We start from the raw sequence: 26,377 nt of genomic DNA on the forward strand, positions 1-26,377 counted from the left end.
TTTCCGTGGGCGCTCCGAACGGGAGTTACTACTGTTGGGTGACGGCTCGATTTTCCCACGAGATGATAGACTGTACCTGCCACGAACAGAGGACAGTAACCCTTCGAGCCCGTGTCTGTTCTATGAATTTCGATTCGGTCGTCGGTCGGGAGTCTCGCTACGCGCGCCTCGCCCAGTGGGCGTTGATCGAGGGCGATCGACTCCTCATCACGGCGGGAGTGTCCGCGGCGACCTTCGCGCTCACGTGGACGCTCATCGCGAGCGGCACGCTCTCGGTGAACCCTCGGAGTCCCATCGAGTCGATACTCGGGAGCGGGGTCGTCGCCGGCCTCTTCTCGCTCATCTCGGTGACGCTGACCATCAATCAACTCGTTTCCTCGCGGGTCTTCGGCGGACTGGACACGTTCCAGGAGAAGTTCGAGGGCGGCAACGACCTGCGGAACAAGATCGCGGAGATCTCCGGGCATCCCTCGCCGCCGATCGACGCGGCGGAGTTCATCGCCTTCATCGGCGAGACGCTCGGTGAGCAAGCGGTCGCGCTCCGGGACGAACGCGACCGCGACGACGAGGAGATGGGCGAGGAGATAGCCTCGTACGTCGACGATCTGGTCGAGTACGCGCAACCGGTCCGGGAGGTGTCGAACGAGATGTCGCCCGAGACGGTCATCCTGACGCTCGCGGGCCCCGATTTCGCGCAGTACCTCAATCGGACGGACGACCTCCGGAGCGGGCGGTACGAGGAACTCACCGACGCAGAGTCCGACCGACTCGACTCGATAGCCCACCTGCTGAGCGCGCTCACCGTGTTCCGGCAGTACTTCAAGACCATCTCGCTCCACCAGGAACTGGCCCGGCTGTCGCGGCAGTTCGTCTTCATCGGATTTCCGGCGGTGATGGTCGCGCTGCTCGCCCCGCTACTCTACAAGTCGAATCCGGCGGCGGTGCTCGTGCCGTACTCGCTGCCGCTGATCATGAGCGCCAGCCTCACCGTCGTCGTCACGCCGCTGGTGCTGTTGATGGTCTACATGCTCCGCATCGCGACCATCTTCAGGTACACCGTCTCGGTCGCCCCGTTCGTCCCGCCGGCCGAGTGGTGAACGGGTGCGCACTCGACCGACGGTTCCGGAAGAGCCGAAAAGATGGTTTGAAGTCCGGCGCGGCGGTAGCCCGTGGTATGAATCCCGGCGACCGCGTCCGCGTCGAGCGGGCCGACCAGACCTACGAGGGCGTACTGCTCCCCTCCACGACGAGCGAGCACCTCGTCGTCAAACTCGACGGCGGCTACAACGTCGGCGTCGACCGCGAGGCCGCAGACGTCGACGTGCTCGAAGACGACGTGTACGACATTGAGGAGGGCGAGACGAGCGACTCCTCGGCGGTCGAGTTCGACCCCGACCTGCCGACCGTCTCGCTCATCTCTACCGGCGGCACCATCGCCTCGACGGTCGACTACCGCACCGGCGCGGTCACGGCGCAGTTCGACGCCGAGGACGTGCTCCGGGCGGTCCCGGACCTCGCGGGCCGGGCCAACTACCGCGGGCGCGTGGTCGCCAACATCCTCAGCGAGAACATGACCCCCGACGTGTGGCGCGACCTCGCGGAGGCGGTCTACGAGGAAATCGAGGCGGGCGCCGACGGCGTGGTCGTGATGCACGGCACCGACACGATGCAGTTCACCGCGTCGGCGCTCTCGTTCGTACTCGACACGCCCGTCCCCGTCGTGTTCACCGGAAGCCAGCGGTCGGCCGACCGGCCCTCCTCTGACAACGTGATGAACGCGGTCTGCGCGGTCGAGGCCGCCAAGGCCGACGCCGCGGAGGTGCTGGTCTGCATGCACGCCACCGAGAGCGACGACGTCTGCGCGCTCCACCGGGGCACCCGGGTGCGGAAGAACCACACCTCCCGCCGGGACGCCTTCGAGACGGTGGGCCGAAAGCCCCTGGGAGAGGTCGACTACGACACCGGCGAAGTGAGCTTCCGCCGCGAGCACGCCGAGCGCGGCCAGAAGGACCTCGACATCGCGCCCGAACTCGAAGCCGACGTGGAACTGCTCAAGTTCACGCCCGGGATGGGCGTCGAAGCGCTCGACTTCGCCGAGGGGAAGGCCGGCCTCGTCCTCGAAGGCACCGGCCTCGGCCACGTCCACTCCGACTGGGTCGACCGCATCGCCGAACTGGTCGACGACGGCACGACGGTCGTCATGACCAGCCAGTGCATCGAGGGCCGGGTCTGCGACCGGGTCTACGACACCGGCCGGGACCTGCTGGAGGCCGGCGTCGTGGAGGGCGAGGACATGCTCCCCGGCACCGCGAAGGTGAAACTGATGTGGGCGCTGGCAAACAGCGCCGACGTGCCCGAGACGATTCGGGAACCGCTGGCCGGCGAGATACAGCAGCGGTCGGTGCCGTGGATTTAGGATGAGCACCGGCATCCAACTCCGGGAGGCGACCCACGACGACTACGAGGCCGTCGTCGCGTTCACCGAGAACACCTGGCCCGACCGCGACGGGGGCGACTACATCCCCCACATCTACCACGACTGGATAGAGGGCGACGACCGCCGGACGGTCGTCGCGGACGCCGGCGACGACATCGCCGGCATCGTCCAGTGCGTGCTCCTCTCCGACTGGGAGGCGTGGGGCCAGGGGATGCGAGTCAACCCCGAATTCCGCGGCCGGAACGTCGGCGTCGAGATGACTCACGACCTCTTCTCGTGGGCGCGGGACCGGGGCGCGACCGTGCTTCGGAACATGGTGTTCTCCTGGAACGTGGCGGGACTGGGCCACTCGCGGGCGACCGGCTACGAACCCGCGACCGAGTTCCGGTGGGCGCACCCGACTCCGGACCCGGACGCCGAACCGGCTGGCCGGGCCGAAATCACGAGCGACCCGAACGCGGCGTGGCGATTCTGGACCGACAGCGCCGCCCGCGACCACCTCCGCGGCCTGGCGCTCGACGACGAGGAGTCGTGGGCGCTCTCGCAGTTGACCCGCGACCACCTCCGTGCGGCGGCCGACGACGACGGCCTGTTCGTCGTTCAGGGCGAGAAGACTCGCGGGTTCGCCCACCGCGTCCGGGAGTACGACCGGCCGGACGAGGACGGCGACCCCGCTCGGTGGGTCGAGTACGGCGTCGGCGCGTGGGCCGACGCCGAGAGCGCCGCCGCGCTGTTCGGGGCGGTCGCGCGCGACGCCGCCGCGCGCGACGCCGACCGCACCCGCGTCCTGATTCCCGAAACCGTCGAGGCGGTCAGCGACGCCGCCGCCTGCCGAGTCGAGGTCGCCGCCGAACCGGACTTCGTACTCGCGGCCGACCTCACCGGAAAGTAGGAGTCGTTCGGCTCGCTCGCGCGCATCGGCGCGCGAGCGAGCCGTATCGCATCAGTCGTCGGTCTTCGCTTTCCCCGTCTCCGACTCGTCGCTCTCTGCGTCGCCAGTCGCCGCCTCGTTGCTCTCGTCCTCGCCTCCCTCGGCCTCCGCGGCCGGTTCCGGCGTCCCCTCGTCTGTGCCGGGCATGTTCCACTCGATGGAATCGGTGGCGGTGTCCCAGTCGACCGTCTCGCCCACGTCGCTCTGCTGGAGCAGGAACGGCCCCGCCGAGAGCGTGCGCTGGGTGATGGTCGCCGCCCGGACGATGTAGGCCGTGAAGATGAGGTACGGGCCGAGCGCGAGCGTGTAGGCGACGCTGACGAACACCACCAGCGGCGACACGCCGAACAGCGACATCTCGGGGATGAGCTTCGAGTCGAGCGCCAGCAGGACGTACGAGGTGAACACGATGGCCGGTAGCGAGACGTACAACAGCCTGCTCGACAGCCGCGCGAGTTCCCGCTTGTAGTACAGCGACTTGAAGTACTCCCGGCCGGTGGCGAAGAACTTCAGCGTGTCGATGAGGTCGTCGATGGCCTGGTTCTCGTCGTCATCGAGCGCGTCGCCGTACTTGCGCTTGAACCGCCTGGCGACGTTGAGTTGCCAGGAGTAGTTGTAGTTCAGCCCGGCCAACAGCACGTCGAACGTGCCGAATCGCGCGTTGTGGAGCGTATCTCCGGCTTTCTGGGCGTCCTGGTGGACGCGGTCCGCGAAGTCGCTCGCCTCTTCGGCGAACTGGCCGTCGTTGCCCTCGGCGTGTTCGGCGAGCGCCTCGGCCTGCCGGTCGATGGTGCCCAGGATGACCCGCAGGAACTCGGCGGGCCGGGTCGGACTCACCTCGGACTCGATGTAATCCTCGATGCGGTTGCGGTACTGCACCGACGCGTCGATGCGCTGTTCCTGGCTCTCGATGTCGGTTATCTCCTGCGAGAGAAAGACCGAGTTGATGGAGACGACGATCGAGACGAGCAGGATGATGCCGCTCAGTAGCGTGTTGAACAGCGTCTGGACCGTGTTCGTCTCTCTGAGCAACCCGCGCACGTCGACCGGCCGCACGACCGACAGCGCGACGAGCGCCACCAGCACGGTGGCCATCAGCACCACCGCGACCTTCCAGCGGTCGGCGCTGAGCAGCAGCCAGCGAGCGACGCGGCTCTCTCCCGGTAGTTCGAGCGACGACGGAACGCTCGGGACCCCCTCGCGGAGCTGCGACGCGTCGTCACGAAGCTCCCGAGCCCCGTCGCGAACCTCGTCTACCCGCGACTGGTCGTCGGTTTCTCCCGTCCCCATATTCCTCCCCCTACCTTTTGCAGGGACCCGGAGGCTAAGGTCTTCGGGTTGAAATGTCCGGGTCCGGCCGAGGAGAAAAGCCCGTCGTCGCGGACGCGCTCAGCCGCCGCTGACCGGCGGGAACAGCGCGAGTTCGTCGCCCTCGTCGAGTTCGGTGTCGAGCCCTCGCTGCTCGCCGACGCTCGTCCCGTTTCGCAGGACGTTGATGTGGTCGCGCATGTCGCCGTCGTCGTCGTAGATGCGGTCGGCCAGGCCGGGCCGGTCGGCGACCAGCGCGTCGAGGGCCGCCCCGACCGTCTCGCCCGGTTCGGCGTCCACGGCGATCTCCTTGTCTCCGGCGACCTCGGCGAGGTCCGCGAACAGCTTCCACTGCATACTCGACCCTGAGGGACGGGGGGACAAAGAGGGTTACCCAAGCCGACGCGTCCGGCCGGACGCGTCGGCCGGCCGCTCGCCGTCGGTCGCCGTCTCGCGCACGTCGGACTCCCCGTCGGCGACCGCCGCTTCCCCGGCGTCCGAGACGCCGGCGGCCGCGGCTTCGACCTTCCGGAGCAGGTCGGGCCGGCCGACGAGGTAGAGCGTGTCGCCCGCCGCTATCGAACGGTCGCGGGCCGGGAGCGTCTCGACGCCGTCGGCGCCGCGAACCGCGACGACGGTCGCCGCCAGTCCGCCGACCGGCGCGCCAGCGAGCGGGCTGTCGTCGGTCACGACCACGGCGCCGACCGTCTCGTCGGCCGCGCGGAGTTGAGCGGAGAACTCCCGGTCGGCGCGCTCCTCGGTCGGGAGCGTCACCAGCCGGTACGCGGCGTCGGGGTCGAGGGCGGCCGCGTCGGCGGCGTCGAGCGCGAGCGTCGCCACGTCGCCGACCGCCGCTCGGAGTTCCGCGGTCGCCACGCGCTGGGGACCGGGGGACGCTGCGGCGGACTCGGCGTCCGAGTCGCCCTCCGCAGCGTCGAAGGTGTCCTCCGCGGCGGCCGAGTCCGTCGACGGACTCGGCCGCCGCCAAACCTGGACGCGGTCGCCCGGACTCGCGCTGAACGCGGGGTCGGCCCGGACCGCCGCCGCGACGGTTCCCGGCGGCAGCGTCGGCCCGATGCCCGCCGCCCGGCCGCCGACCGCGAGGTACGAGACGGTGCCGTCGGCCGACAGGTCGACGTCCACGTGGCCGACGCCGTAGTCGTCCCGGAGCCGGGTTACCAGCCGGTCACGGAGTTCCGCCACGGTCAGCCCGCGCGGAAACCGGAGCGTGGTTTCGGCCAGCACGGCCTTCGTCTCAGGCGCGACCGGGTCGTAGCCGTCGATGTCCTCGACGCTCGCCGGGAGTTCGACCGCGACGAACCGCCCGACCGCCTGCACGAGTCGGCTCAGGTCGCCTTCGAGTTCGGCCGCGCCCGAGACCGCGAACGCGTTCGCTACCGCAGTGCCGACGTGCCCGCCCGCAACGGCGGTGACGGCGCCCAGCGCGAACGCCGCGACGTTGACGAGCGCGCGACCGGTCGACGGGACGGCGGTGCCGCTGTCGAGGAACTGATAGAGCGCCGTCTCGGTGTTGAGCAACGCGCCGACGGCGCCGAGACCGACCAGCACCGCCAGACCCTCGGGAATCCGCTGGCGTGCGTACGACCGGTAGAGTAGTCCGGCGAACGCCGCGACCCCGCCCGACAGCAGCGCGAGGCCGACGACGCGCGCGAGCGCCACGACGGGGCGCTCGAACGTGACCAGGAGGTTCGAACCCGCGGCGGCCGGGCCGACGAGCGCGGTCACGCCGCCACCTCCTCGAAGCGGTCGAGCGCGCTCCGCGCGCCGACCGCGTACAGTTCGTCGCCGGCCGCGAGCGCGGTCGACCCCGCCGGCGCGAACGTCCAGGTCCGGCCGCGCCGGACCGCGAGCACCGCCACACCGTACTCGTCGCGGAGCGCCGCCCCGCCGAGGGTCGCGCCGTCGACCGGCGACCCCTCCCGGAGTTTCAGCCGGCGGAACCGCTTGCCGTCCCGTCGCAGCAGCGACAGCAGTTCGAACTCGCGGCGCGTGCCGCGGGCACGTACCCGGAGCGCGGCCGACTCGGCGTCGAGCAGGGTTTCGGCGTCCCGCGGCGAGACGGCGACCGTCACCCGACCGTCACCGCCGGTGGCCTGGGGCGCGGGCGTCGAAACCGGCACGTCGGCGGCCGCCTCGTTCTCGGCGTCATTTTTCGTCGCGGAGTTGGCCCGTGAGACGACCGGGTTCGAAGCGCCGTCGTCGAAACTCGCGGCTCCGGCGGGTGACGCGGTTGCGCCGCCCGCTCCGTCGGACTTCGCGCTGATGACCGTGCCGTCGACCTCGCCGCCGTCGGTCGAAACCGTCACCTCATCGCGGCGCGCCAGCCCCGTCGGGACGAGCGTCTCTACCGAGACGGCCCGCCGGCCCTGCGGGACCCGCCGGGAGAGGCCGCCGACCGGCGGGGCCGCCGCGAGCGTCGCCCGCCCGCGCTCGTCGATGCTCGCGGTCACCTCTGCGAGGTCGTGGTCGGTTCGGAGTCGCTCCTCCAGGCGGAGTTCGAGTTCCGACAGCGGGAGGTCGGCGGGGAACGTCCACTCGCCGCCACGAAGCGTCGCCCGCAGGTCGGCGGTGAGCGGCGGGTAGCCCTCGACGTCGGCGACCTCGCCGGTCGCCCGGACGCGGACCTGGCCGAAGCGGCCGACCCGCTCTATCGCGTCGGCCGAGAGGGTGCGCTCGCGAAGCGACTTGAGCGTGAACCGGCGCGGGAACTCCGCGCCCATCCGGTCGCCCTGGGCGTGGGCGTACAGCGTCACCATCATCACGACCAGTGCGGAGACGAGCGCGGCGGGCGAGGCGGCGATCTCGGTTTCGAGCAGGCCGAGAAGTCCGCCCTGGACGCCGGCGACCGCGACCCCGAGGACCAGGACGGCGAACCCCGGAATCGAGACGCCGGTGAAGTACTTGAACGTGAACCCGAGCGACCACGCCACGAGCGCCGGGACGACGGCCGTCAGTACGCCGAGATAGAGACCGACCAGCAGTTGGCCGGGGAACGAGAGACCGAGCGCCATGGTTTCGGCGAGACGCACCGACCGTAAATCACTACCGACAGTTTATCTACCGGGACGCGCACAGGTTCGTGCATGGAGACGGGGTCGTGGCCCGACCGCATCAGCGTCCGCGTCACGGTCACCCTGACGTTCGCGGTGGCGGCGCTCTCGATAGCCACGGGCGTGTTCAGCATCGGGTTCAGCCCGGCCTCCACCGGGAACCTCTTCGGCGGCGAGATTCCCGAGTGGGTCCAGGAGACGGCCAGGTTCACCGGCGTGCTCACCGGCTTCACGATGCTCGTCAGCGCGATGGGAATGCGCCGGGGGCTGCGTGTCGCGTGGTACTCCACGGCGTTGCTGCTCCCGCTGACGGCCGTCCAGGGGCTCGTCCAGTCGAGTTCGTACTCGCTCCCCCTGGTCGCGGTGTCGCTGCTCGCGCTCCCGTTCGTGTTCGTCCGGCGGGACCGCTTCGACCGCGAACTCGACGTGACGATATCCCAGTTGACCGCGGTGGCGGCGCTCGCCGGCGTGCTGGTGTACGGGACCACCGGCACGTACGCGCTGGCCGACGACTTCGCCAACGTCGAGACGCCGCTCGACGCGCTGTACTACACGCTGGTCACCGCAAGCACCGTCGGCTACGGCGACCTGACGCCGACATCCCAGACGGCCCGGCTGTTCGGGCTGTCGGTCGTCGTCCTCGGCACGTCGAGTTTCGCCATCGCGCTCGCGTCGCTGCTCGGCCCGGCCATCGAGGCCCGCATCGCCTCCGCACTCGGAAGAATGACCGAATCACAACTCGAACTCCTCGAAGACCACGTCGTCGTCCTCGGATACGGCGACCTGACCGAACCGATTCTGACCGAACTCGGCGACCAGGTCGAGTTCGTCATCGTCACGCTCGACCAGCAGCGCGCCGCAGAACTCCGCGAGCGCGGCCTCAACGTCCTCACCGCCGACCCGAGCGACGAGGACCCGCTCCGGCGGGTCGGCATCGACCGGGCGCGGGCGGTCGTGGCGGCCACGAACGACGACGCCGAGGACGCGCTGGCGGTGCTGACCGCCCGCCAACTCAACCCCGAGGTGCGCATCGTCGCGGCCGCGACCGACCGCGAGAACGTCGACAAACTCAAACGGGCCGGCGCCGACACCGTCATCAGTCCGGCGACCATCGGCGGTCACCTGCTGGTGCGGTCGGCGCTCGGCACCGAGGGCATGGAAGACGTGGCCGACCGCCTCTCCGGCGAGTCCTCGCGTCGAAGGGGCTGACCGGACGCGCGCGAATTCACCACGTGACGGAAGCGCTCGGTGACATGTACCACGGGAAGCGCCCGGTGACGCGAACCCCCGGAAGCGCTCGGTGAATCAACCGGCAGGGTGGTTCTCGTGAGCGGAGCGAACGAGAGCTCGTCGGACCGGAGGTCCGACGGTGGACTGAAAGGGGCCGCCCGCTCGCGCCCGAAGGGCGTGGTCGTCTCAGCGACCCCTATTCGGCGAGTGCCGCAGGCGCGAGCCGGATATGTCGCTGAGCGACCGCGAGCGGGCGGGGGCTTTCGAGGCGTTCTCCTCTCCGTTGTCGCTAATATCGGTCAAAGCGGTCACCGTCGTTCTACCGTTCCCGTCGTAGACGCCACGGTGGTTAGGTGAACGAGAAGGAGGTGCCAGACAAACCCGATTTCGCCGGACTACCCCCGGTGAACCACGGCGACGTCGCACTCCAAATCCTGGAGACGCTCGAACGTCGGCGGAGAGATGAACCGCGAGGCGGTCGAGCGGTCGGTGCTCGCGCCCATCACCACGAGGTCGTAGTGGGCGTCGTTGGCCGCGAGGAACGACTCGATGGACGACCGCGAAACCCGGGTTTCGAACGACCCTTCGAACGCCTCGACGAGGTCGGCCAGCGTCGCCTCGGCCGACCGCCGCTCGTTCTCGCGGTCGATGCAGGTGCAGACGCTGACGCTGCCCGAGAGGCCGGTGAGTCGCCGCGCGAAGTCTATCATCGCGTGGGCGGTGTCGCCCGGCCGGGCGATGGGCACGAGGACCCGTTTCCAGCGCGAACGAAACGCGGTCTCGGACGCCGACCGGAACGCGATGGTGTCGATGCGCCCCTGGAACAGTCGCCTGACGAACGGCGACAGCGAACCGTGTCGCTCCTCGTAGGGCGTCACGACGAGGTCGCAGTTGGTCTCGCGGGCCGTCCTGATGACGGTCGCGGCCGGATTCGCGCCGTCGCCGGCGACCACCACCTCGCAGGGGACGCCGATTCGGGTCTTGATGCGGTTGGCCTCGGCTTCGAGTCGCTGGGCCGACTCGTCGGCGACCTGGACCTCCTCGACCTCCGCACCCTCGGCCTCGGCCGCATCGGCGTCGACGAATTCCGTCCTCTCGACCGCCCGCGGGTCGGGGTCGACGTCGCCGGCCTCCTCGGCGGCCGCGACGCTCTCCTCGTCCACCACGTCGAGGAGGACGACCTTCCCCGCGTCGTGGGCGGCCGCGAGTCGCGCGCCGAAGGTCGCCGCCGCGGTCGAGGCGTCGCCCCGCATCGGCACCAGCACGTGGTCGTCGCCCCGCGTCGACTGGTAGAGGTACTTCGAGCGACGCTCGTAGAACCGGTCACGCCAGAGGTGGAACGCGCCCGCGACGATGCTGCTGGCGAAGAAGACCGACCCGACGTAGTCGAGGAAGAACTCGGCGATGTCCGTCGGGCCGGTGAACGCCGGCGCGATGAGCGCCAGCAGCGCGGTCGAGAACGCCGATGGCTCCTCGTAGTCGAGCGCCCACGTGACCCCGCCGGTCAGGAAGATGGCGAGCGCGGCCTCGACCGGCGAGACCTTCAGCACGCCGGCGCCCATCGGGTCGCGCAGCGACGTGTGCATCCCCAGCCAGATGGCCGCCGTCCCGCAGACCGCCCCGGCGGTGAGGCCTCCGACGAACTTGGTCGGCGAGGCGTACTTGCCCTCGGGGTCGGCGAACAGCGTGTAGGTGCCCGACGCCAGCGGCGGGAAGAGGACGAACGGAAGGACCTCCTCGGAGTTCGCGATGGCGGTGACGAGCGCGATGAGCAGCGGCACGAACAACAGAATCGTCAGGTGAATGAGGTTGGTCGTGTGCTCTATCCAGCGACGGAACTCGGCGACCTCGCGTCGTTCGAACCGACGCACGCGCCGCAGAAGAGCGTGGTAGCGCGTACGCAGGCCGTCGAACATAACCGACAAATCGGCCGCGGGAAGGTAAATGTCTGCCGGCCTGAGGGGACGACGGCGGCGTCTCCCGGTCGGCGGAACGTTCGACCGCGGAGCTTTCGGTCGCTACTCCGCCAGCGAGCCCACCGCGTCGAGGCTGATTCGAATCGCGCGCTCGACGTTGTCCTTGGCCTTCTCGGGGAGTTCGTCGTCCTCGGTTTCGCCCTTCTGGGTGCCCTCGACGAGATTGCCGTCGACGGTGCAGATGGCCCCCGCGCGCATGCCCTTGCGCCGCGCGAGCGAGAACACCGCGGCAGCCTCCATCTCGACCGAGAGGATGTTGGCAGCCTCCCAGTCCTCGACGTACTCGTCGGTTTCGGCGTAGAAAGCGTCGTCGCTGGCGATGGGGCCGACGTGGACCGACTCGTCGTTCGCTTCCGAGGAGTCCACGAGCGCGGTCAGCACGTCGTACTCGGGCACCGCGGGGTACTCGACGGCCTCGTAGCGCTTGCTCGTCCCCTCGTTCTTCGCCGCGCCGGTGGCGACGATCATGTCGCCGATCTCGATGCCCGACTGGAGCGCGCCGGTCGTCCCGACCCGGATGACGGTTTCGACGCCGACGGCGTGGAGTTCCTCGACCGCGATGGCGGCGGAGGGACAGCCGATGCCGGTCGAGCAGATGGTGAGGTCGACGCCCTCGTACTCGGCGTTGACGACCTTGTACTCGCGGTTCTCGGAGACGACCGTCGAGTCGTCGCAGAGGCCCGCGATGCGGTCGACGCGGCCGGGGTCGCCGGGGATGAGCGCGATGTCGTTCACGTCGCCCGGTTCGACGAGGAGGTGGGGCTGTTTCGCCATGGGCGTGGCTTCTCGGGAGCGGGAGAAAAAGCGTACGGGTTCGCGGCCGACGCGCGGGGTTCGGAGGTTGGTCGCGCGGTGACTCGGCCGGCGGAAGCGCTCGACGACACCAACCACCGGAAGCGCCCGGCGACACCAACCATCGGGAATCGACCGGTGGAACGGACCACCAGGTATCGGCCGACCGACCATACCCCAAAAGCGCCCGACGACGCTACCGGCGGGGTGGGACTGAAAGGGGCCGCGCGCTGGACGAACCCCGGCGACGTAAGCACTGGAGTGAGCGCCGGAGGCGCGAACGAAGCGCGCAGCGAGCCGCGGGAGTCCAGCGCGCGGGGGCTTTCGAGGCTGTCTTCGACGGCGAGCAGTCGGAGACTCCCTGAACCCTCAGAACACCGGCCGTGAGTCACGTTATATACGCAAACGACTTCTCACCGCACTAACGCCTCTCGCACGCATGAGCCACTGTCCCGACTGCGGCGAGGAGGGAGAGAAACTGGTCGAGAGCGACGCCTCGGCCGGCGGATTCCTGAGTTCGCGACACGTCTGGGACTGCCCGCACTGCGGCGCGATTCTCGGCGTGAGCGGGCACATCTAGGCGTATCGGTCGAGGGCGTCCCACTCGGTGCGGATGAGTTCGCCGATGCCGTGTTTCATCACGGCTTCGCCGAGCGAGGTGGCGACGTAGTAGGAGTACAGACCGTCGGCTCCGCGCTCCTTCTGCAAGCGATTGCCGACGACGCCGACGTCGACTAGCTTATCGAGGTGGTAGTGGAGCTTGTTCGAGGGTAAATCCAGCGCCTCCGAAAGCTCCGTGGCGCTCATCTCGCCCTCGCGCAGCAGTTCCGCGACGATGCGGTAGCGCGTCTCCTCGCTGACCGCCCGCTGCATGGCGAGGTAGTCTTCGAGTTCGAGGATGCTCTCCTCGGGGAGCTTCGGGGGTTCGTAGCGTTCTGCTTTGGCCATGGTTCGAGGGTGCTCCGCCGGTTCGGTGACGTTAGGAGCCGCTCCTAACCTCGTCGGTAGTACGTTGGGGAGACGGCGACTTAACGGTTGTTGACTCAACGTTCGCTGAAATGGCCGCTATTTATAAGTATGGGCGGTGCGTCGGCCGCGAACGAATGCGAGAACGGCTCATATACGACCTCGAACCCACCTCCTACAGACGCTTTCTCGTCTACGTCATGGGGCCGTACAAGTCCCACGTGACCGAGGACGAGGAGATGTACTCGTTCCTCGAACGACTCCGCGACGACCTCCGGGAGGAGGGACTCAACGCCTTCCTCGCGACCGACCCGGAGATTCCGCTGGACGAGATGGACGCCGGAACCCAGACGCTCGAGTTCGCCCGGGCGAGCAACGTCGTGCTGTTCGTGGTCCCCCGCGAGGGGAAGAACCTCGGCGTCGGCATCGAGGTCGGGGCCGTCCTCGAAGATATCTCGGACCGGCGGCGCGAACGGATTCTCTTCGTCCACGAGGTCGGAATGCGGAGCGCGATGATCGGCGCCATCGGCGACCGGTGGGACGTCGAGCGCCGGACGTTCGACGACGAGGACGGGCTACTGAAGGCGGTGAAACAGTTCGTCGCGGACGTCGTTCGAAAGGAGGACACCGGCGAGCTACCGTTCCCACCCGGCGAAGAAGGCGACGACTAACCGAACTGCTCGTCGAGGAACCGGCCCACCTCGTCCCACGTCGGCGCGGTCTGTGCACCCTCTTCCGTGGCCGCCAGCGCCCCGCAGGCGTTGGCGAACTCCAGCGCACGCTCGTAGTCGGCGTCCGGGCCGAGCACGCCGTCCCGACGCAGCAACACCGCCAGGAACCCGGCGGCGAAGGCGTCGCCCGCGCCCGTGGTGTCGACGGCTTCGGCGTCGAAGCCGGGATGGCCGAACGAGGCGTTCGGCGTGTCGACCCGCGCACCGTCCTCGCCGTGCTTGATGACGACGATGCGGCTGTTGAGCTCCGAGGAGGGGTGTTCGAGGTCGCTATCGAGGATGGTCCGGGCCTCGCGATCGTTGAGGAACACCACGTCGGCGTACGCCAGCGCCTCGGCGTAGTCGCGCTCGCCGACCCGCCGTCCCGGGTCGAAACTGACGCTCAGGCCGGCCTCGGTCGCGATTCGGGCCAGCGCCGCCGCGGTTTCGGGTCGCTGGCTGGTGAGGTGGAGGTGGCCCGCGTCGGCGACGTACTCGGGGTCCACGTCGTCGGGCGCGACCGCCTCGTTGGCGCCCTCGTTGCCCAGCACCATCACCTCCCCCGCCTCGTCGACGATGAGGTACTTCGTCGTGGTTTCGGCGGCCGGGACTTCCAGCAGGTGCGAGCAGTCGACCCCCGCGGTTTCGAGTTCGCGCCGGGCGAGGTGGCCGGTTTCGTCGTCGCCGACGCTCCCGACGAGGCCGGCGTCGTACTCCAGGCCCGCGAGCGCCACGGCGACGTTGGCGGCGCTTCCGCCGCCCGAGCGGCGCTGGGAGTCGATTCGGGCCTCGCCGTCGGGCCGGGGAAGGGCGTCGACGCGGAGGGTCACGTCCCAGTTGACGTGGCCGGCGGTGATTACCTCGACCATGGTTGACGACGGGGAGGGCGGTTGACGAACAACATACCGCCTCGATACGAACCCGGCCGTCAAAACGCTTGGGCCGTCGGAGAAAGAGACGCGGTATCGGGGGCGCGGGATGCGCCAGCGAGAGGTGCGCCGGGGAAGCCCGTCAGCCCGCGAGCGCGAACAGCAGGAGGTTGTGGACGCCCGGACCGAGTCCGACGGCCGCGACGCCGCCGAGCAGGAGGTAGCCCTGCGTCGGGTCCTCGGCCACGAGGTCGGCGAACAGCACGACGACCACCTCGGCGATGGCGAGTTTCACGAGGACGAACAGCCACCCGACGCCGATGAGGTCGGCGGTCGGCAGGCCCGCCGCGACTTCGAGGACGACCCGCGAGACGGGCGTCCGCTCGCCGAAGCCCAGCAGGTCGACGCCGACTGCGGTCGAGACGGCGTCGAGCGCGTGGCCGAACAGCGCGAGCGCGCCGACCGCACCGGTGGTGGCGGCCACGCGGGGGTAGGTCGCACGCGTCGCGGCCCAGAGCGCCGCGGTCAGGCCGACGGCGACGACGAGGCCGACCAGCGGCCAGAACACGAGCAGTCCGCCGCTCGCGCCGCGAGCGAGCGCGTAACCCACGACGGCGAGCGCGGCGACGGTGCCCGTCGCCGCGACGGTCCGCTCGACGCCGGTTTCGGCGGCCTCGGCGACGAGCCAGACGGCTCCGGCGACGACGAACGTCGTGAGATACACCGACGGCGTGCCCAGCAGCGGCGCGATGGCCGCGGGTGCCCACTCGACCACGTAGAGGACGTGGAGGCTCGACCCGACCGGCACCCAGGGGACGAGCGCGAGGACGGTCCGGTCGGTGACGGTGGGGTTCGACCGAACTAGCGCCCACCCGACCAGCGCCACCGCCGCGAGCAGCGGAAGCAGGTAGCGTAACGGCGGGAGAGCGAACCCCTCTGGCAGTACCATGCCGGAAACGGCGGAGCGCGGGGCCGAAAGGCTTGCGGTCGCGCTCGAAGCGTCGAATTCGGTCCGGTCCGACCGCGGAATCGGAGTGCGGGCGACCGACGTGCCGGCGACCGACGACCGTAGTCGTCGGACGTCGGACGTCTCGCGACTCGTTTCACCAGCGACGGCAGAAAGAAACGTGACCGAGCGCCTCTACGCGTTGTTCATCCGCTGTTGGGTGGTTTCGCCGCAGACCCGACACTCGGTGACGCGGTACGGTTCGCGCGAGAACGCGGCGTTCTCTCGCTTCTGACTCTCGGTGAGTATCTCGATGGAGACGATGTGGGGCGTCTCCTCGCCGCAGGCCTCGCAGGCCTCGAGGACGCTGTCGGGGTCCTCGACGGGGTCGGCCGCGTCGACCGGGTCGGACGCTGCTTCGCGCCCGCCGAAGTGCTCGGGGTGACTCATGCGGACGACACCTCCGGAGCACCGCCGGACCTCGAACGCTCGCCGCCGCCGTCGGGCGGCCCGAACGTCCGAGACGGGAACTCGTCGTCGAGCAGCAGGACGAACCCGCCGTCCGAGGTCGACTCGGCCTCGTGCTGCGGTTCGCCGTAGAGCGTCTGCTCGGCCGCACCGTCGGCCCCGACCGCCTCGTGCTGAGAGTCGCCGTACAGTCGGCGTTCGTCGGACGATTCCTCGTCGGTGACGCCCTGAGGCGTCGAAGCGTTTCTGATCATCGGGGAAGGGCATAGTGTACCGACACCCATCACGACACGCCTTTCCTACACAACCCATTTATACGCTTCCGAGGGAAATCGCGTGACTGCGTCGGGGTGTTCGACCCGGCGAATCCTTCCGGTTCGACGCTCGTTCGCGGAGGCCACCACGCCTAAGAAAACTCGCGCCGTGTCTGTCTCGGGGGAGAACAATGGCAGACGACGACAGCACGACCACGACCGACCACGACGAGATTCGAGACTGGGTCGAGGAACGAGACGGCAGTCCCGCCCACGTCGAGGGGACCGGGGGTGGCGACGACCCCGGGATGCTCCGCATCGACTTCCCGGACCAGGGCGACGAGGACGAGGACCTCGAAGACATCGGGTGGGACGAGTTCTTCGAGGCGTTCGAGGACAACGACCTCGCATTCCTCTACCAGGAGGAGACCAACGACGGCGAGACGAGTTACTTCTGCAAGTTCGTCAGCCGTCAGCAGGCCCAGTAACCGCCCGCTTTTATGGCGACCCACGACCGAGCGACGGCCGGAACCGGGGGTATCGAACGCGCCGCCGACGCCATCGACGAACGCGCCGAACCGCTCGACGAGGACGCGGTGTCGCGCATCGCCGACGAACTCGAAGACGAGTCGTTCGTGCTGTTCGGCGAGGCCAGCCACGGCACTTCGGAGTACTACCGCTGGCGCGCCAGGCTCACCGCCGAACTCGTCGAGCGCGGTGAAGCCTCGTTCGTCGCGGTCGAGGGCGACTGGACCGACTGCTACGAGGTGAACCGCTGGATCCGAGGGAATCGGACGGACGAGAACGCCTCGGACGTGCTCGGCGAGTTCGACCGATGGCCCACCTGGATGTGGGCCAACTGGGAGGTCGCGGCGCTGGTCGAACGCCTCCGGGCGTACAACCGCGACAGACCCGCCGAGGAGGAAGTCGGCTTCTACGGCCTCGACGTCTACAGCCTGTTCGAGTCGATGGAGGCCGTGATAGCGTTCCTCGAAGACTTCGACCCGGAGGCCGCCGAGCGCGCCCGGGACGCCTACCGGTGTTTCGAACCGTACGGGGAGGACGCCCGGGAGTACGGCCGGTCGACCCGCATCGTCCCGGACGACTGCGAGGACGAGGTGATCGAGATCCGGGCCGAACTCCGCCGGGACTTCGAGGACGCGAGCGACGACGCCGAGTCCGAGGACCGCTTCGCCGCCGAACAGAACGCGCTGGTCGCGAAGAACGCCGAGGAGTACTATCGGACGATGGTCCGGGGGAGCGACGAGTCGTGGAACGTCCGGGACCGCCACATGGCCGAGACCCTCGACCGCCTCGCCGAGCGCAACGACGTCGCGGGCGACGGCGGCACCGCCATCGTCTGGGCGCACAACACCCACGTCGGCGACGCCCGCGCGACCGACATGCCCGACCGCGGGCGACTCAACCTCGGCCAACTCGTCCGCGAACGCCACGGCGACGAGGACACCGCCATCGTCGGCTTCGGCACCCACCGCGGGTCGGTCATCGCCGCCAACTCGTGGGGCGCCGACCACGAGGAGATGCGCGTCCCGGAAGCCCGCGAGGGGAGCGTCGGCGACGTCTTCCACCGGGGGCGCGGCGAGGACTGCTGGCTCGTCGACACCGACGACCCGGCGCTCAGAGAGCGCCGGGGCCACCGGGCCATCGGCGTGGTCTACGACCCCGAGCGCGAGAGCTTCAACTATGTGCCGACGAACCTCGCCGAGCGCTACGACCTGTTCGTCCACGTCGAGGAGTCGACCGCGCTCCACCCGCTCCACCCCGAACCGGAGATGCGAGAGAGCCCCGACCTGTACCCGTGGGGCGTGTGAAGGGTTCGGACGACGGGCGCTCCTCGCACCGTCGATAGCTGCCCGTCGTCCGACGTTCTCCGGAACTGACCGTCGAACTACGGTCCTGCCTCACGCGACTCCGCTCACTCCCGCTCGGAGATGCGGACGCGGTCGGTCCCCTGCACGTTCACCCTGTACGATTCGTAAGCGAAGGCGACAGAGCACCGGCCGTTTCGCGGCGTATCGTCTTCGCAAGGGGCAAAGAGTGCGTCCAGAGCGTCCGGACTGACGACGGTGTAGAGCGGGGTGAGTTCCGTGACTTCGGCCCCCGAAACCACTCCGACGGCGGTCGGAATCGCCTCGGAAACCGACTCGTCGTCGTCGATTTCGTAGACCAACTCACCGCTGTCGCCGTTGTTCCTCATCTCGCGCACGATTTCGGTTTTTCCTCGTATCATAGTCACACTGAAGCGGCTACCACACGCTACGGAGTGGACCGGAAAGGGTTCGGTGTGGTCGTGCTCCCACCGTTTATGGTCTCCACCGTCTCCCGAAGTCGCCCGATTCGGTCGCGAACGGCTACACCCGGTGCTCCTCGTCGTGGACGAGCGTGCGCGAGAGGAGATTGTGTTGCCCGCGTCGAAGGCGAGCGGACAACGCGTTCCGAGAGATTCCGAGTTCGTCCGCCAGTTCGGTCAGCGTTACGTCTCGCGGGACGCGGAAGTAGTCCGCTTCGAACGCAGCCACTAACGCTTCCTGCTGCTCTTCCGTGACCCCGTACTCGGCCTCCTCCTGCGGATTCTCGGAGTGGTAGATGCGTTCGACTTCGAACTGAATTCCGTTCTCCGCGCAGAAGTCGTGAAATGCGGACAGCGCGTCCTGGTCCGGGAACAGGATTTTGAGCCTCCACTTCGAGCCGTCGTCGCGGACGGCTTCGAGAATCGTCGCCTTGGCCTCCGAAAGCGCCGAGAGGAGGTCCGGAGGGTTCGACTTCCACGCCACGCGGTAGAATCGCTCGTCCCCCTGGCCGTCTTTGAGGGTGAGTACCTCTTGAATCGTCGAATCGCCGCGAATCGCCTGTTCGAACGCGGCGAAATCTCCACCGCTCGCCCAGAAGTACGGAGTGACGCGCTCTTCGCCCGCGACGACCCGCTGGATTTCGATGTGCATGTCCGGCACGGCGGTTAGAGTGTCCGCCAAGACGAACTCGTCCGCCGGGAAGACGAACTCTGCCAAAACGCTTATTCGCAAATCTCCACCCCCGCGATACGGTACGCGGGCGTAAGTACGTCGGGCCTGCGCTCGATTCCATCGACAGATTTCGCCTCGCATCGAACGCAGGACTTCCACCAGACGACCGAACGGTCGGGTCGGCAGCTATCGTAACGAGAGGCGGCACGGGAAAACGACGGTGGCCTCTCGCCGCCGCGCAAGCACGGCGCTCGGCGTCGTCTCGCCGTGCCCACCGCCGGGGCGATGCGACGCGACGCGGTTCGCCGCCGAGTCCGCGTACCGGACGGCGATAGCCGTATCGAGGTCGCCGCCTCCCCCGTTCCGCCGCTACGTTACCGTGTCCGTGTTGTACTCGTTCTGGTCGCGGCCGACGCGGTCGTCGCCGTCGGCCTCGACCAGCGACGTGGCGTAGTACGACCCGTCCTTGGGGACGTCCACGTCGATTTCGATGCGGCGCTGTTCGCCGGCCTCGATTTCGACCGGCGGCCCGCTGGCCGACCCCAGGTCGTCGCCGTGCTCGTCGTAGATGGTGACGACCGGCGCGACCGTGCGGTCGTCGCCGCCGTTCGCGACCGTCACCGTCACGGTGACCTCGCCGACCGGCAGAATCCGGTCCTGGGCGACCTGCCGACCGTCGTCGGCGTCGCTCGATTGGGCCGCGTTCCCTCGACGGCCGCTCCGGGCTTCGGTGCTCGACGCTTCCCCGCCGTCGGCGTCCGAAGTTTCGGGGTCGTTCGACGCCGCCGCGGCCTCGCGCTCGGCCCGGTCGCGAGCGGTCGACTCGACCACCGCGAGCCCCGACGCGGTCTCGTCGAGCGAGTCGCGGTAGATGTGGATTCGATTTCGGGCCGCGGCGATTCGGCGCGAGGCGTCGCCGTCGGTGCGCTCTTCGAGTCGAAGGAGCTGGTTGTCTATCTCGTCCAGCACCCCCTCGCTGTCCGAGCCAGCCCGGTCCCGCTCGGCGAACGCGTCGAGTCGGTCCCGAATCGTCTCGAACTCGTCGTTCAGGTCGTCGCCGGTACTCTCCCTGGCGGCGTCGAGGTCGTCTCTGATATCGATTACTGGCGGTAGCGATGACATTCTCCCACCCGTTCGAAGTTGTTGCGTCGGGGGCAAGTGTCCTCCGGCTAGGCGAAGGAAACGGGGTCGTTCCGAGTCCCGAAAGTCCCCATCGACTCACTGTCGAACGCAGTAGTGATATCGAGCGCAGCAACGGCAGTAACTGAGAACACCTCGAAAGCCCCCGGCCGCTCGCGGTCGCTCAGCGACATATTCGGTTCGCACCTCCGGTGCTCACCGAACAGAGGTCGCTGAGGCGACCACGGGCCTGCGGCCCGCGAGCGGCCGGCCCCTTTCAGTCCCACCCCGTCGGTTGGTTCGCCGGCCGTTCCCGTCGGCTGGTCCGCCTGCCCTCGCGGGTTGACTGGTCGGCTTTCGCCTCGCCGAATCCCGCGTTCCGCCGCCCCAACCGCTTTCCGGGGCGCCGTCGTACCGCCACCGATGTTCGTCAGCGTCGTCCTGCCGACCTACGACCGGGCGTCGGTCCTCGGCGGCGCCATCGAGAGCGTGCTGGCCCAGACCCACGAGGAGTTCGAACTCCTGGTCGTCGACGGCGGGTCGACCGACGGGACTCCCGAGGTGGTCTCGTCGTTCGACGACGACCGGATTCGGTACCGCCGCCGCGACGAGCGCGAGGGGGTGAGCGCCGCGCGGAACACCGGCATCGAGGCCGCCGAGGGGGAAGCAGTCGCGTTCCTCGACTCCGACGACCGCTGGCACCCCGAGAAACTGGCCCGGCAGGTCGCCGCCCTCGCGGAGGGCGGCGACGACTGTGGCGTCGTCTACACCGGCATCGTCAAGGCCGACGCCGACGGCGAACCGCTCTCGCGGTCGGGAGCGTCGGGCGACGTGCGCGAGGAGATTCGCACGCTGTCGGTGCCGACCTACACCTCCACGCTACTGGCCCGCCGAGACGCCCTCCGGGCGTGCGGCGGCTTCGACGAGCGACTCGGCTGTTTCGAGGACTGGGACCTCTGTCTGCGCCTGGCCCGCGACTGGCGGTTCGAGTACGTGGACGCTCCGCTGGTGGCCAAGGGCACCGACACCGCGAACGTCTCGGCCGACCCCGACCGCTTGGCACGCGCGGTTCGACGCATCTTCGAGAAACACGACCTGCCCGACGCCGCGCGCGCCCAGTTCCTCGCCGACGCGGGCAAGACCCACTGCGAGGCGGGCCGCCTCGCGGACGCGCGCCCCTACCTCCGGCGGGCGCTCGCGCTGGACGTCCGTCCCCTCGCAGCGGCCGCGTACGCCCTCTCACTGACGGATTCTCCGGCCGCGTACGACGCCGGAATGGCGGCAGTAAACACCGTCGAACGCCGATTCTCGGAATCAACGGGCGATTAATAACTTAAATAGCCGGTCGGCTTTTGAAGTTCAGGTCCTAACCCCCGCTCGGAGGTTCCAAACATGAGTAACACGAGAACTGCGAACGACAGAGCGACGACCGACGACGCCGGCACCACCGGCGGGTGGATCTCGGCGCTGGTAGCGCTCGTCGGCGGCTGGATCGTCGTCAGTGCGTTCCTCTTCGCGCCGATGCCCGCCGCGAACTTCTGGAACGACATCATCGTCGGCGCCGCCATCGGCATCATCGCGGGGTACAACGCCATCAAGACCGACGACTTCGAAACCATCAGCACCGGCGCGGCCGGCCTCGTCGCCCTGCTGGGGCTGTGGATGATACTCGCGCCGTTCGTCTTCGAGACCGCGACCGCGACGGCGTTCTGGAGCGACGTCATCTCCGGCGCCATCGTCGCCGTGCTCGCGGGCTACAACGCCTACCAGGCGCGCTCGACGACCCGCCGAACCACGACCGCCGAGGCCGAAGGTCGGTAGACGGCCGCGACGAACGTTCGCCGAAGCGAACCGAGCGACCGGAACGAATGGACCGTGAACGAAGCGACCGATTTTTCGCCGCTCGGGCGGCCCCCAGCGTTACGGCGGAAGCCGGCGTGCCTGGATTCATGGGACAGCGGAAGCCGAACGTCCTCCTCCTCGTCGTCGACGCCTGTCGGTACGACTACCTCCGGGGAGCGCGCGCCGAGACGCCCGCGACCGACGCGTTCGCCGAGGAAGCGACCGACTTCCGGCGAGCGATCAGCGCGGCGCCGTGGACGCTGCCGAGCGTCACGAGCATGCTCACCGGGAAGCTCCCCCACGAGCACGGCGCCACCTCGCGGGGGTTCGAACCGGACGACGGCTGGACGGTCGTCGACGACCTCCGGGAGGCGGGCTACGAGTGCGTGCACTTCTCGCCGAAGACGTGGATCGGCGACTGGCTCCCGCAGGGTCGGGGGTTCGACCGCGTCGAGGAGTTCACCGGGCCGGAGCATCGCTACTTCGAGGACGGCACCGACGTGCGCCACCTCTCGGAGGGCGTCGCCCGCGGGCCGGAGTGGTACGCGACCGTCCTCCGGCGAGCACTCGAGTCCGAGAACCCCGCCAAGAGCCTCGGAAACGCGGCGATGTACAAGTACCGCGAGGCGACCGAGGACGCCTGGCTGGACGACGTCCGGGCCAGCGAGCGCGCCGCCGAACTCGCCGACGCGCAGTTCGCCGACCTGGCCGACGGCGACGAACCGTTCTTCGCGTACGTCCACCTGATGGACCCGCACCTCCCCTTCTACGTCCCCGAGGAGTTTCGGTCGCCGGTTCGCCCGCCCGGCTGCGAGAGTTACGACGAAGAACTCGACTATCTCGACGACCTGATGGACGACCTCTGGGCGATTCGGCTCGGCGACCGCCGACTCTCGGACGCCGAACTTCGGTATCTCCGCCGACGGTACGCCGACGAGGTCGAGTACGCCGACCGCGTCATCGGCGAAATCCTCGATTCCATATCGCAACATGGGATTTACGACGACACGCTGGTCGTCCTGACCGCCGATCACGGCGAACACCTCGGGGAGGGCGACGGACGGACCCTGCTCGACCACCAGACCTCAGTCGGCCTCACGCTGGTTCGAGTGCCACTCTTGGCACGCTACCCCGGGCGATTCGGCCCCGCCGAGCGCGACGACCTCGTCCAGACGACCCACGTCGCCGAAACCGTCCGGGCGCTCGCTGGCCTGGAGTACGACCCGGCGCGTTCGCTCCTCGCCGAGGACCGGGACATCGACTCGGACGCCGACGAAGCCACCCGCCGAGGACCCGGCGACGCCGACGCGGAGGTCGCGCTCGCGGAGTACGCGGGCGTCGTCCCCGCCCATCCGCCCGAGGGGGTCGAGGACGAGCGACTGTTCCGGACCCGCAACACCGCCGTCGCCGGCGAGTGGAAACTCGACGCCGTGGGCGACGAGCGCCGCGCCCGGCGAATCGACTGGACCGAAAACGAAACCGAGGCGGTCCCGCTCGATTCGGTACCCGCACGCGTGCGCGAGAGGCTCGAAAGTGCGCTCGCCGAGGCGGCGCCGACGCCGCCTCGGCGAGCGCCGGGCGAGCAGTCCGTGCCCGCCTCGGTCGCGGAGAACCTGGAGAAACTCGGATACCGCTGATGCGCATCGCAATGCTCTCCGACGGCTACCCGCCGTGGGAGCGCGGCGGGGCCCAGAAGATCGCCGCCCAGTGCGCGGAGGGGTACGTCGAGCGCGGTCACGACGTGCTGGTCGTGACGGCGGTGACCGACCGCTCGGCCCGCGGCCGAGCGGTCGAGAACGGGGTTCGCGTCCGGAAGTGCTGGTCGCCGAAACCCCGGGCGGTCCTGCCGTATCTCACCCTCCACAACCCCTTCGTCGTCCGGAAGGTCGGGCGTGCACTCGACGCGTTCGACCCGGACATCGTTCACGCGCACAACGCCCACTACCTCTCGAACGCGAGCCTCCGGGCCGCGGCCGCGCGGGCGCCCGTCTGCAAGACCTTCCACGACGCCGGGACGGTTTCGTACGGCGAACTGACCGGCTACCTGGCCTCCCATCGGGACTCGGACGACGACGCCGAGTCGGGTCCGCCGGTCGGCGGACCCGACTCGCACGCCGACGTTCGACCCGCCGAGTACCGCGTGAACCCGCTCCAGCAGCTCCGTCGAGAGGGTCTGCGGTACAACCCGATACGCAACCGACGCAACCGACAAACCATTAATCGCTATACAGAATTGGGCGTCGGCGTGAGCGACGCGCTCCGAACCGCGCTCCGCGCGAACGGCCTGGACTGCGGGGAGACGGTTCGAAACGGCGTCGACGCCGCGGCGGTCACCGACGCGGGCGACCCCGCGGCGTTCTGGGAGCGCTACGGTCTCGACGGTCCGTTCGCGCTGTTCGGCGGGCGAACGAGCTATAACAAGGGCGGCGCCCATCTCGGACGGGCATTCGGGTCCATCGCCGACGAGGTACCGGACGCGAAACTGGTCGTAACCGGCGACGGCGAGTACGTCGACCGAATGCGCGAACTGGCCGACGCCGCAGGGTCGGACGAGGGGTCGGAGACGGCGAGCGACCGCGTAGTCTCGACCGGGTGGATTCCGCGGGAGGAACTGTGCGCCGCGCTCCGGGCCGCGACGGTCGTGGCCACGCCGTCGGTGCACCTCGACCCGTTTCCGACGCTGAACCTCGAGGCGTTCGCGGCGGGGACGCCCGTCGTGACCTCGACATTCGGCGGCGCGGACGAACTGGTGACCGACGGCGAGGACGGCCACGTGGTGAACCCCTTCGACGTCCCGGCGCTGGCCGACCGCCTGCGGGAGTTGCTCGCCGACCCGGGGCGAGCAGCGGCGCTGGGCGAGCGCGGCCGCCGAAAGGTCCGTCGGGAGTTCACGGTCGCCGAGCAGGTCGAGACGTATCTGGCGTTACTGGACTCGCTCGTCGAGGAGTAGACGTGCCGAGTGCTCGAGAACGGCCGCGGGCGGCGAATCACGCGTCGAAAGGTCGGGATACTCCGTCGGCGGCGCAGTCGGAGGCGGAAACGGTCGTCGCCTTTTTGCAGTAGGGCGTGTTACTTGTAGCACGCCCTTTATCAGATACGATCCGTCGACGGAGTAAACGGGGGCTCGGAGTCGACACAGCCGAACGGGGGGAAATCTATGCACGGACGTAGCAGCTACGAACTGGGGCATCGTGCGTCGAGTCGAGGAAGCGACGGGGGTGAGGCGAGATGAGCGGAACCGGCGTCTGGTTCGTCGGCGCGCGCGGCAACATCGCCACGACGGCGATGGTCGGCGCGCTGGCGGTCGCTCGCGGCGAAATCGACCGAACCGGCATGGTGACCGCCAACGAACCCTACGCCGACCTCGACATGCCGGCCGTCTCGGAGTTCGTCTTCGGCGGCCACGACGTCCGGGACGGGAACGTCCTGGAGACGGCCCGCGAGATTGCCGACCGGAACGGCACGCCCGCCGAGTCGGTGGTCGAAACCGTCGCCGCCGACCTCCGCGAAATCGAGGACCGTATCGAACGGGGTACCGCACGTAACTGCGGCGAGCGCGTCGAATCGCTCGCCGACGGCGACCCCCTCGGCGACCTATCGGCGGCCGAAACCGTCGAGCAGTTCCGCGAGGACCTCCGAGCCTTCGAGCGCGAGGCGGAGTTGGACCGGGTTATCGTCGTCAACGTCGCCTCGACGGAGCCGTCGGTCGCCGACCCCGGAAAGTACGACACCCGCGAAGCGTTCGAGCGGGCGGTCGAGGACGACGACTCGGACCTGCCCGCGAGTTCGCTGTACGCCTACGCCGCGCTCTCGGAGGGCTACCCCTACGCGAACTTCACGCCGAGCGCGGGGAGTTCGCTCGGCGGCATCCGCGAGTTGGCCCGCGAGGAGGGTGTCCCGCACATGGGCGACGACGGGAAGACCGGCGAGTCGCTGGTGAAGGCCACGCTCGCGCCCATGTTCGCCGGGCGAAACCTCCGAGTGCTGTCGTGGGAGGGTCACAACATCCTCGGCAACACCGACGGACAGGTGCTCGAAGACGACCGCAACAAGCAGGGGAAACTCGACAGCAAGGGCGCCATCTTAGACGAGATTCTCCCGGACATCGGCCACAACCGGGTGCGAATCGACTACACGCCCTCGCTGGACGACTGGAAGACGGCGTGGGACTACGTCCACTTCGAGGGCTTCCTCGACACCCAGATGAAGATGCAGTTCACCTGGGAGGGTTCGGACTCGGCGCTGGCCGCCCCGCTGGTGCTGGACATCGCGCGCCTGCTCGACCACGCCGACCGGAACGGCGAGGCGGGCCTCCAGACCCACCTCGCGTCGTTCTTCAAGGACCCCCAGGGCGTCGAGGTCCACGACCTCTCCCGGCAATTCGAACTGCTGGACGGGTACGCGAAGCGACACCGCGAAGGCGAGGGAGACGGCCGCGAGAAGCCCGAACCGGCCGCCGAACCCACGGACTGAC

General features: G+C 69.0%; 28 protein-coding genes. 13 read left to right on the forward strand and 15 right to left on the reverse strand.

From position 1 onward, the window contains the following. Positions 1-122 precede the first annotated feature (122 nt). The 3 genes from NGM07_RS08070 (at position 123) to NGM07_RS08080 (ending at position 3,329) form a co-directional block, all read left to right on the forward strand. On the forward strand, positions 123-1,097 hold the full coding sequence (locus NGM07_RS08070; protein WP_253519258.1) for a DUF7972 family membrane protein: 975 nt from the start codon (positions 123-125) through the stop codon (positions 1,095-1,097). Positions 1,098-1,174: 77 nt separating this feature from the next. Continuing rightward, the gene (gene gatD, locus NGM07_RS08075) at positions 1,175-2,416 is read left to right on the forward strand and encodes a Glu-tRNA(Gln) amidotransferase subunit GatD (RefSeq protein WP_253519261.1); all 1,242 of its coding nucleotides are present in this window, start codon (positions 1,175-1,177) and stop codon (positions 2,414-2,416) included. 1 nt (position 2,417) lies between these two features. Beyond that, complete coding sequence (locus tag NGM07_RS08080) at positions 2,418-3,329, forward strand: GNAT family N-acetyltransferase (protein WP_253519264.1); 912 nt, start codon at positions 2,418-2,420, stop codon at positions 3,327-3,329. A 51-nt stretch (positions 3,330-3,380) separates the two neighbouring features. Here NGM07_RS08080 and NGM07_RS08085 read toward each other — a convergent pair whose 3' ends face one another. The 4 genes from NGM07_RS08085 to NGM07_RS08100 all read right to left on the reverse strand — a co-directional run bounded on the left by NGM07_RS08085 (position 3,381) and on the right by NGM07_RS08100 (position 7,708). Next, a complete protein-coding gene (locus NGM07_RS08085; RefSeq protein WP_253519267.1) occupies positions 3,381-4,658 on the reverse strand; it encodes a DUF7972 family membrane protein in 1,278 nt (425 codons plus the stop codon). A gap of 99 nt (positions 4,659-4,757) precedes the next feature. Further along, positions 4,758-5,033 carry a ubiquitin-like small modifier protein 1 gene (locus tag NGM07_RS08090; protein WP_253519270.1) on the reverse strand — a complete coding sequence of 92 codons (276 nt, stop codon included), beginning with the start codon at positions 5,031-5,033 and terminating at the stop codon, positions 4,758-4,760. 33 nt (positions 5,034-5,066) lie between these two features. Continuing rightward, a complete protein-coding gene (locus NGM07_RS08095) occupies positions 5,067-6,422 on the reverse strand; it encodes a cation:proton antiporter regulatory subunit (protein ID WP_253519271.1) in 1,356 nt (451 codons plus the stop codon). Further along, positions 6,419-7,708, reverse strand: coding sequence for a potassium channel family protein (locus tag NGM07_RS08100; protein ID WP_253519274.1), 1,290 nt, complete (start codon positions 7,706-7,708; stop codon positions 6,419-6,421). The genes NGM07_RS08095 and NGM07_RS08100 overlap by 4 nt, the downstream gene beginning before the upstream one ends. Positions 7,709-7,780: 72 nt before the next feature. On the opposite strand from NGM07_RS08100, the gene NGM07_RS08105 reads away from it, so the two are divergent. Continuing rightward, entirely contained in the window at positions 7,781-8,956 is a 1,176-nt protein-coding gene (locus tag NGM07_RS08105; RefSeq protein WP_253519276.1) for an NAD-binding protein, read from the forward strand. A gap of 416 nt (positions 8,957-9,372) precedes the next feature. Here NGM07_RS08105 and NGM07_RS08110 read toward each other — a convergent pair whose 3' ends face one another. Both NGM07_RS08110 and NGM07_RS08115 read right to left on the reverse strand, forming a co-directional pair. Continuing rightward, a complete protein-coding gene (locus tag NGM07_RS08110) occupies positions 9,373-10,893 on the reverse strand; it encodes a universal stress protein (RefSeq protein WP_253519278.1) in 1,521 nt (506 codons plus the stop codon). A gap of 102 nt (positions 10,894-10,995) precedes the next feature. After that, positions 10,996-11,727: a guanosine phosphorylase gene (locus NGM07_RS08115; RefSeq protein ID WP_253519280.1), complete on the reverse strand. Its 732-nt coding sequence runs from the start codon at positions 11,725-11,727 to the stop codon at positions 10,996-10,998. A 457-nt stretch (positions 11,728-12,184) separates the two neighbouring features. Between NGM07_RS08115 and NGM07_RS08120 the strand changes: the two genes are divergently transcribed. Then, a complete protein-coding gene (locus tag NGM07_RS08120) occupies positions 12,185-12,325 on the forward strand; it encodes a hypothetical protein (RefSeq protein ID WP_253519282.1) in 141 nt (46 codons plus the stop codon). Here the strand turns inward: NGM07_RS08120 and NGM07_RS08125 are convergent. Next, positions 12,322-12,693: a helix-turn-helix domain-containing protein gene (locus NGM07_RS08125; RefSeq protein WP_253519284.1), complete on the reverse strand. Its 372-nt coding sequence runs from the start codon at positions 12,691-12,693 to the stop codon at positions 12,322-12,324. The two genes, NGM07_RS08120 and NGM07_RS08125, sit on opposite strands and share 4 nt — an antisense overlap. A 155-nt stretch (positions 12,694-12,848) precedes the next feature. Between NGM07_RS08125 and NGM07_RS08130 the strand changes: the two genes are divergently transcribed. Next, positions 12,849-13,382, forward strand: coding sequence for a DUF7509 family protein (locus NGM07_RS08130; protein WP_253519286.1), 534 nt, complete (start codon positions 12,849-12,851; stop codon positions 13,380-13,382). Here the strand turns inward: NGM07_RS08130 and NGM07_RS08135 are convergent. From NGM07_RS08135 to NGM07_RS08150, 4 genes are all read right to left on the reverse strand, one after another. After that, complete coding sequence (locus NGM07_RS08135) at positions 13,379-14,290, reverse strand: ATP-dependent ribose-1-phosphate kinase (protein ID WP_253519288.1); 912 nt, start codon at positions 14,288-14,290, stop codon at positions 13,379-13,381. The genes NGM07_RS08130 and NGM07_RS08135 overlap by 4 nt on opposite strands. Before the next feature lie 142 nt (positions 14,291-14,432). Beyond that, positions 14,433-15,239: a DUF63 family protein gene (locus NGM07_RS08140; protein ID WP_253519291.1), complete on the reverse strand. Its 807-nt coding sequence runs from the start codon at positions 15,237-15,239 to the stop codon at positions 14,433-14,435. A gap of 192 nt (positions 15,240-15,431) precedes the next feature. Continuing rightward, positions 15,432-15,686, reverse strand: coding sequence for a DUF7835 family putative zinc beta-ribbon protein (locus tag NGM07_RS08145; protein WP_253520262.1), 255 nt, complete (start codon positions 15,684-15,686; stop codon positions 15,432-15,434). Continuing rightward, positions 15,683-15,958, reverse strand: coding sequence for a hypothetical protein (locus NGM07_RS08150; protein WP_253519294.1), 276 nt, complete (start codon positions 15,956-15,958; stop codon positions 15,683-15,685). The genes NGM07_RS08145 and NGM07_RS08150 overlap by 4 nt, the downstream gene beginning before the upstream one ends. Positions 15,959-16,149: 191 nt before the next feature. On the opposite strand from NGM07_RS08150, the gene NGM07_RS08155 reads away from it, so the two are divergent. Beyond that, positions 16,150-16,446: a hypothetical protein gene (locus NGM07_RS08155; protein ID WP_253519297.1), complete on the forward strand. Its 297-nt coding sequence runs from the start codon at positions 16,150-16,152 to the stop codon at positions 16,444-16,446. A 12-nt stretch (positions 16,447-16,458) separates the two neighbouring features. After that, a complete protein-coding gene (locus NGM07_RS08160) occupies positions 16,459-17,790 on the forward strand; it encodes an erythromycin esterase family protein (RefSeq protein ID WP_253519299.1) in 1,332 nt (443 codons plus the stop codon). A 104-nt stretch (positions 17,791-17,894) separates the two neighbouring features. On the opposite strand, the gene NGM07_RS08165 is transcribed toward NGM07_RS08160, so the two are convergent. The 4 genes from NGM07_RS08165 to NGM07_RS08180 all read right to left on the reverse strand — a co-directional run bounded on the left by NGM07_RS08165 (position 17,895) and on the right by NGM07_RS08180 (position 20,255). Next, positions 17,895-18,176 carry a HalOD1 output domain-containing protein gene (locus tag NGM07_RS08165; RefSeq protein WP_253520166.1) on the reverse strand — a complete coding sequence of 94 codons (282 nt, stop codon included), beginning with the start codon at positions 18,174-18,176 and terminating at the stop codon, positions 17,895-17,897. 154 nt (positions 18,177-18,330) lie between these two features. Continuing rightward, complete coding sequence (locus NGM07_RS08170) at positions 18,331-19,002, reverse strand: helix-turn-helix domain-containing protein (RefSeq protein ID WP_368410252.1); 672 nt, start codon at positions 19,000-19,002, stop codon at positions 18,331-18,333. 309 nt (positions 19,003-19,311) lie between these two features. Next, positions 19,312-20,064, reverse strand: coding sequence for a DUF7553 family protein (locus tag NGM07_RS08175; protein ID WP_253519304.1), 753 nt, complete (start codon positions 20,062-20,064; stop codon positions 19,312-19,314). 47 nt (positions 20,065-20,111) lie between these two features. After that, positions 20,112-20,255, reverse strand: coding sequence for a hypothetical protein (locus tag NGM07_RS08180; RefSeq protein ID WP_253519307.1), 144 nt, complete (start codon positions 20,253-20,255; stop codon positions 20,112-20,114). Between the two features lie 229 nt (positions 20,256-20,484). On the opposite strand from NGM07_RS08180, the gene NGM07_RS08185 reads away from it, so the two are divergent. The 5 genes from NGM07_RS08185 to NGM07_RS08205 all read left to right on the forward strand — a co-directional run bounded on the left by NGM07_RS08185 (position 20,485) and on the right by NGM07_RS08205 (position 26,376). Continuing rightward, complete coding sequence (locus NGM07_RS08185; protein WP_253519309.1) at positions 20,485-21,390, forward strand: glycosyltransferase family 2 protein; 906 nt, start codon at positions 20,485-20,487, stop codon at positions 21,388-21,390. Between the two features lie 63 nt (positions 21,391-21,453). Continuing rightward, positions 21,454-21,882, forward strand: coding sequence for an SPW repeat protein (locus tag NGM07_RS08190; protein ID WP_253519311.1), 429 nt, complete (start codon positions 21,454-21,456; stop codon positions 21,880-21,882). Positions 21,883-22,010: 128 nt separating this feature from the next. Further along, on the forward strand, positions 22,011-23,540 hold the full coding sequence (locus NGM07_RS08195; RefSeq protein ID WP_253519313.1) for a sulfatase: 1,530 nt from the start codon (positions 22,011-22,013) through the stop codon (positions 23,538-23,540). Continuing rightward, entirely contained in the window at positions 23,540-24,853 is a 1,314-nt protein-coding gene (locus tag NGM07_RS08200; RefSeq protein WP_253519314.1) for a glycosyltransferase family 4 protein, read from the forward strand. Before NGM07_RS08195 ends, NGM07_RS08200 begins: the two co-directional genes overlap by 1 nt. Before the next feature lie 278 nt (positions 24,854-25,131). Continuing rightward, a complete protein-coding gene (locus NGM07_RS08205) occupies positions 25,132-26,376 on the forward strand; it encodes an inositol-3-phosphate synthase (RefSeq protein WP_253519316.1) in 1,245 nt (414 codons plus the stop codon). The last annotated feature ends 1 nt before the right edge of the window (position 26,377 follow it).

The sequence above is a fragment of the Halorussus vallis genome (assembly GCF_024138165.1).
Lineage (GTDB): Archaea > Halobacteriota > Halobacteria > Halobacteriales > Haladaptataceae > Halorussus > Halorussus vallis.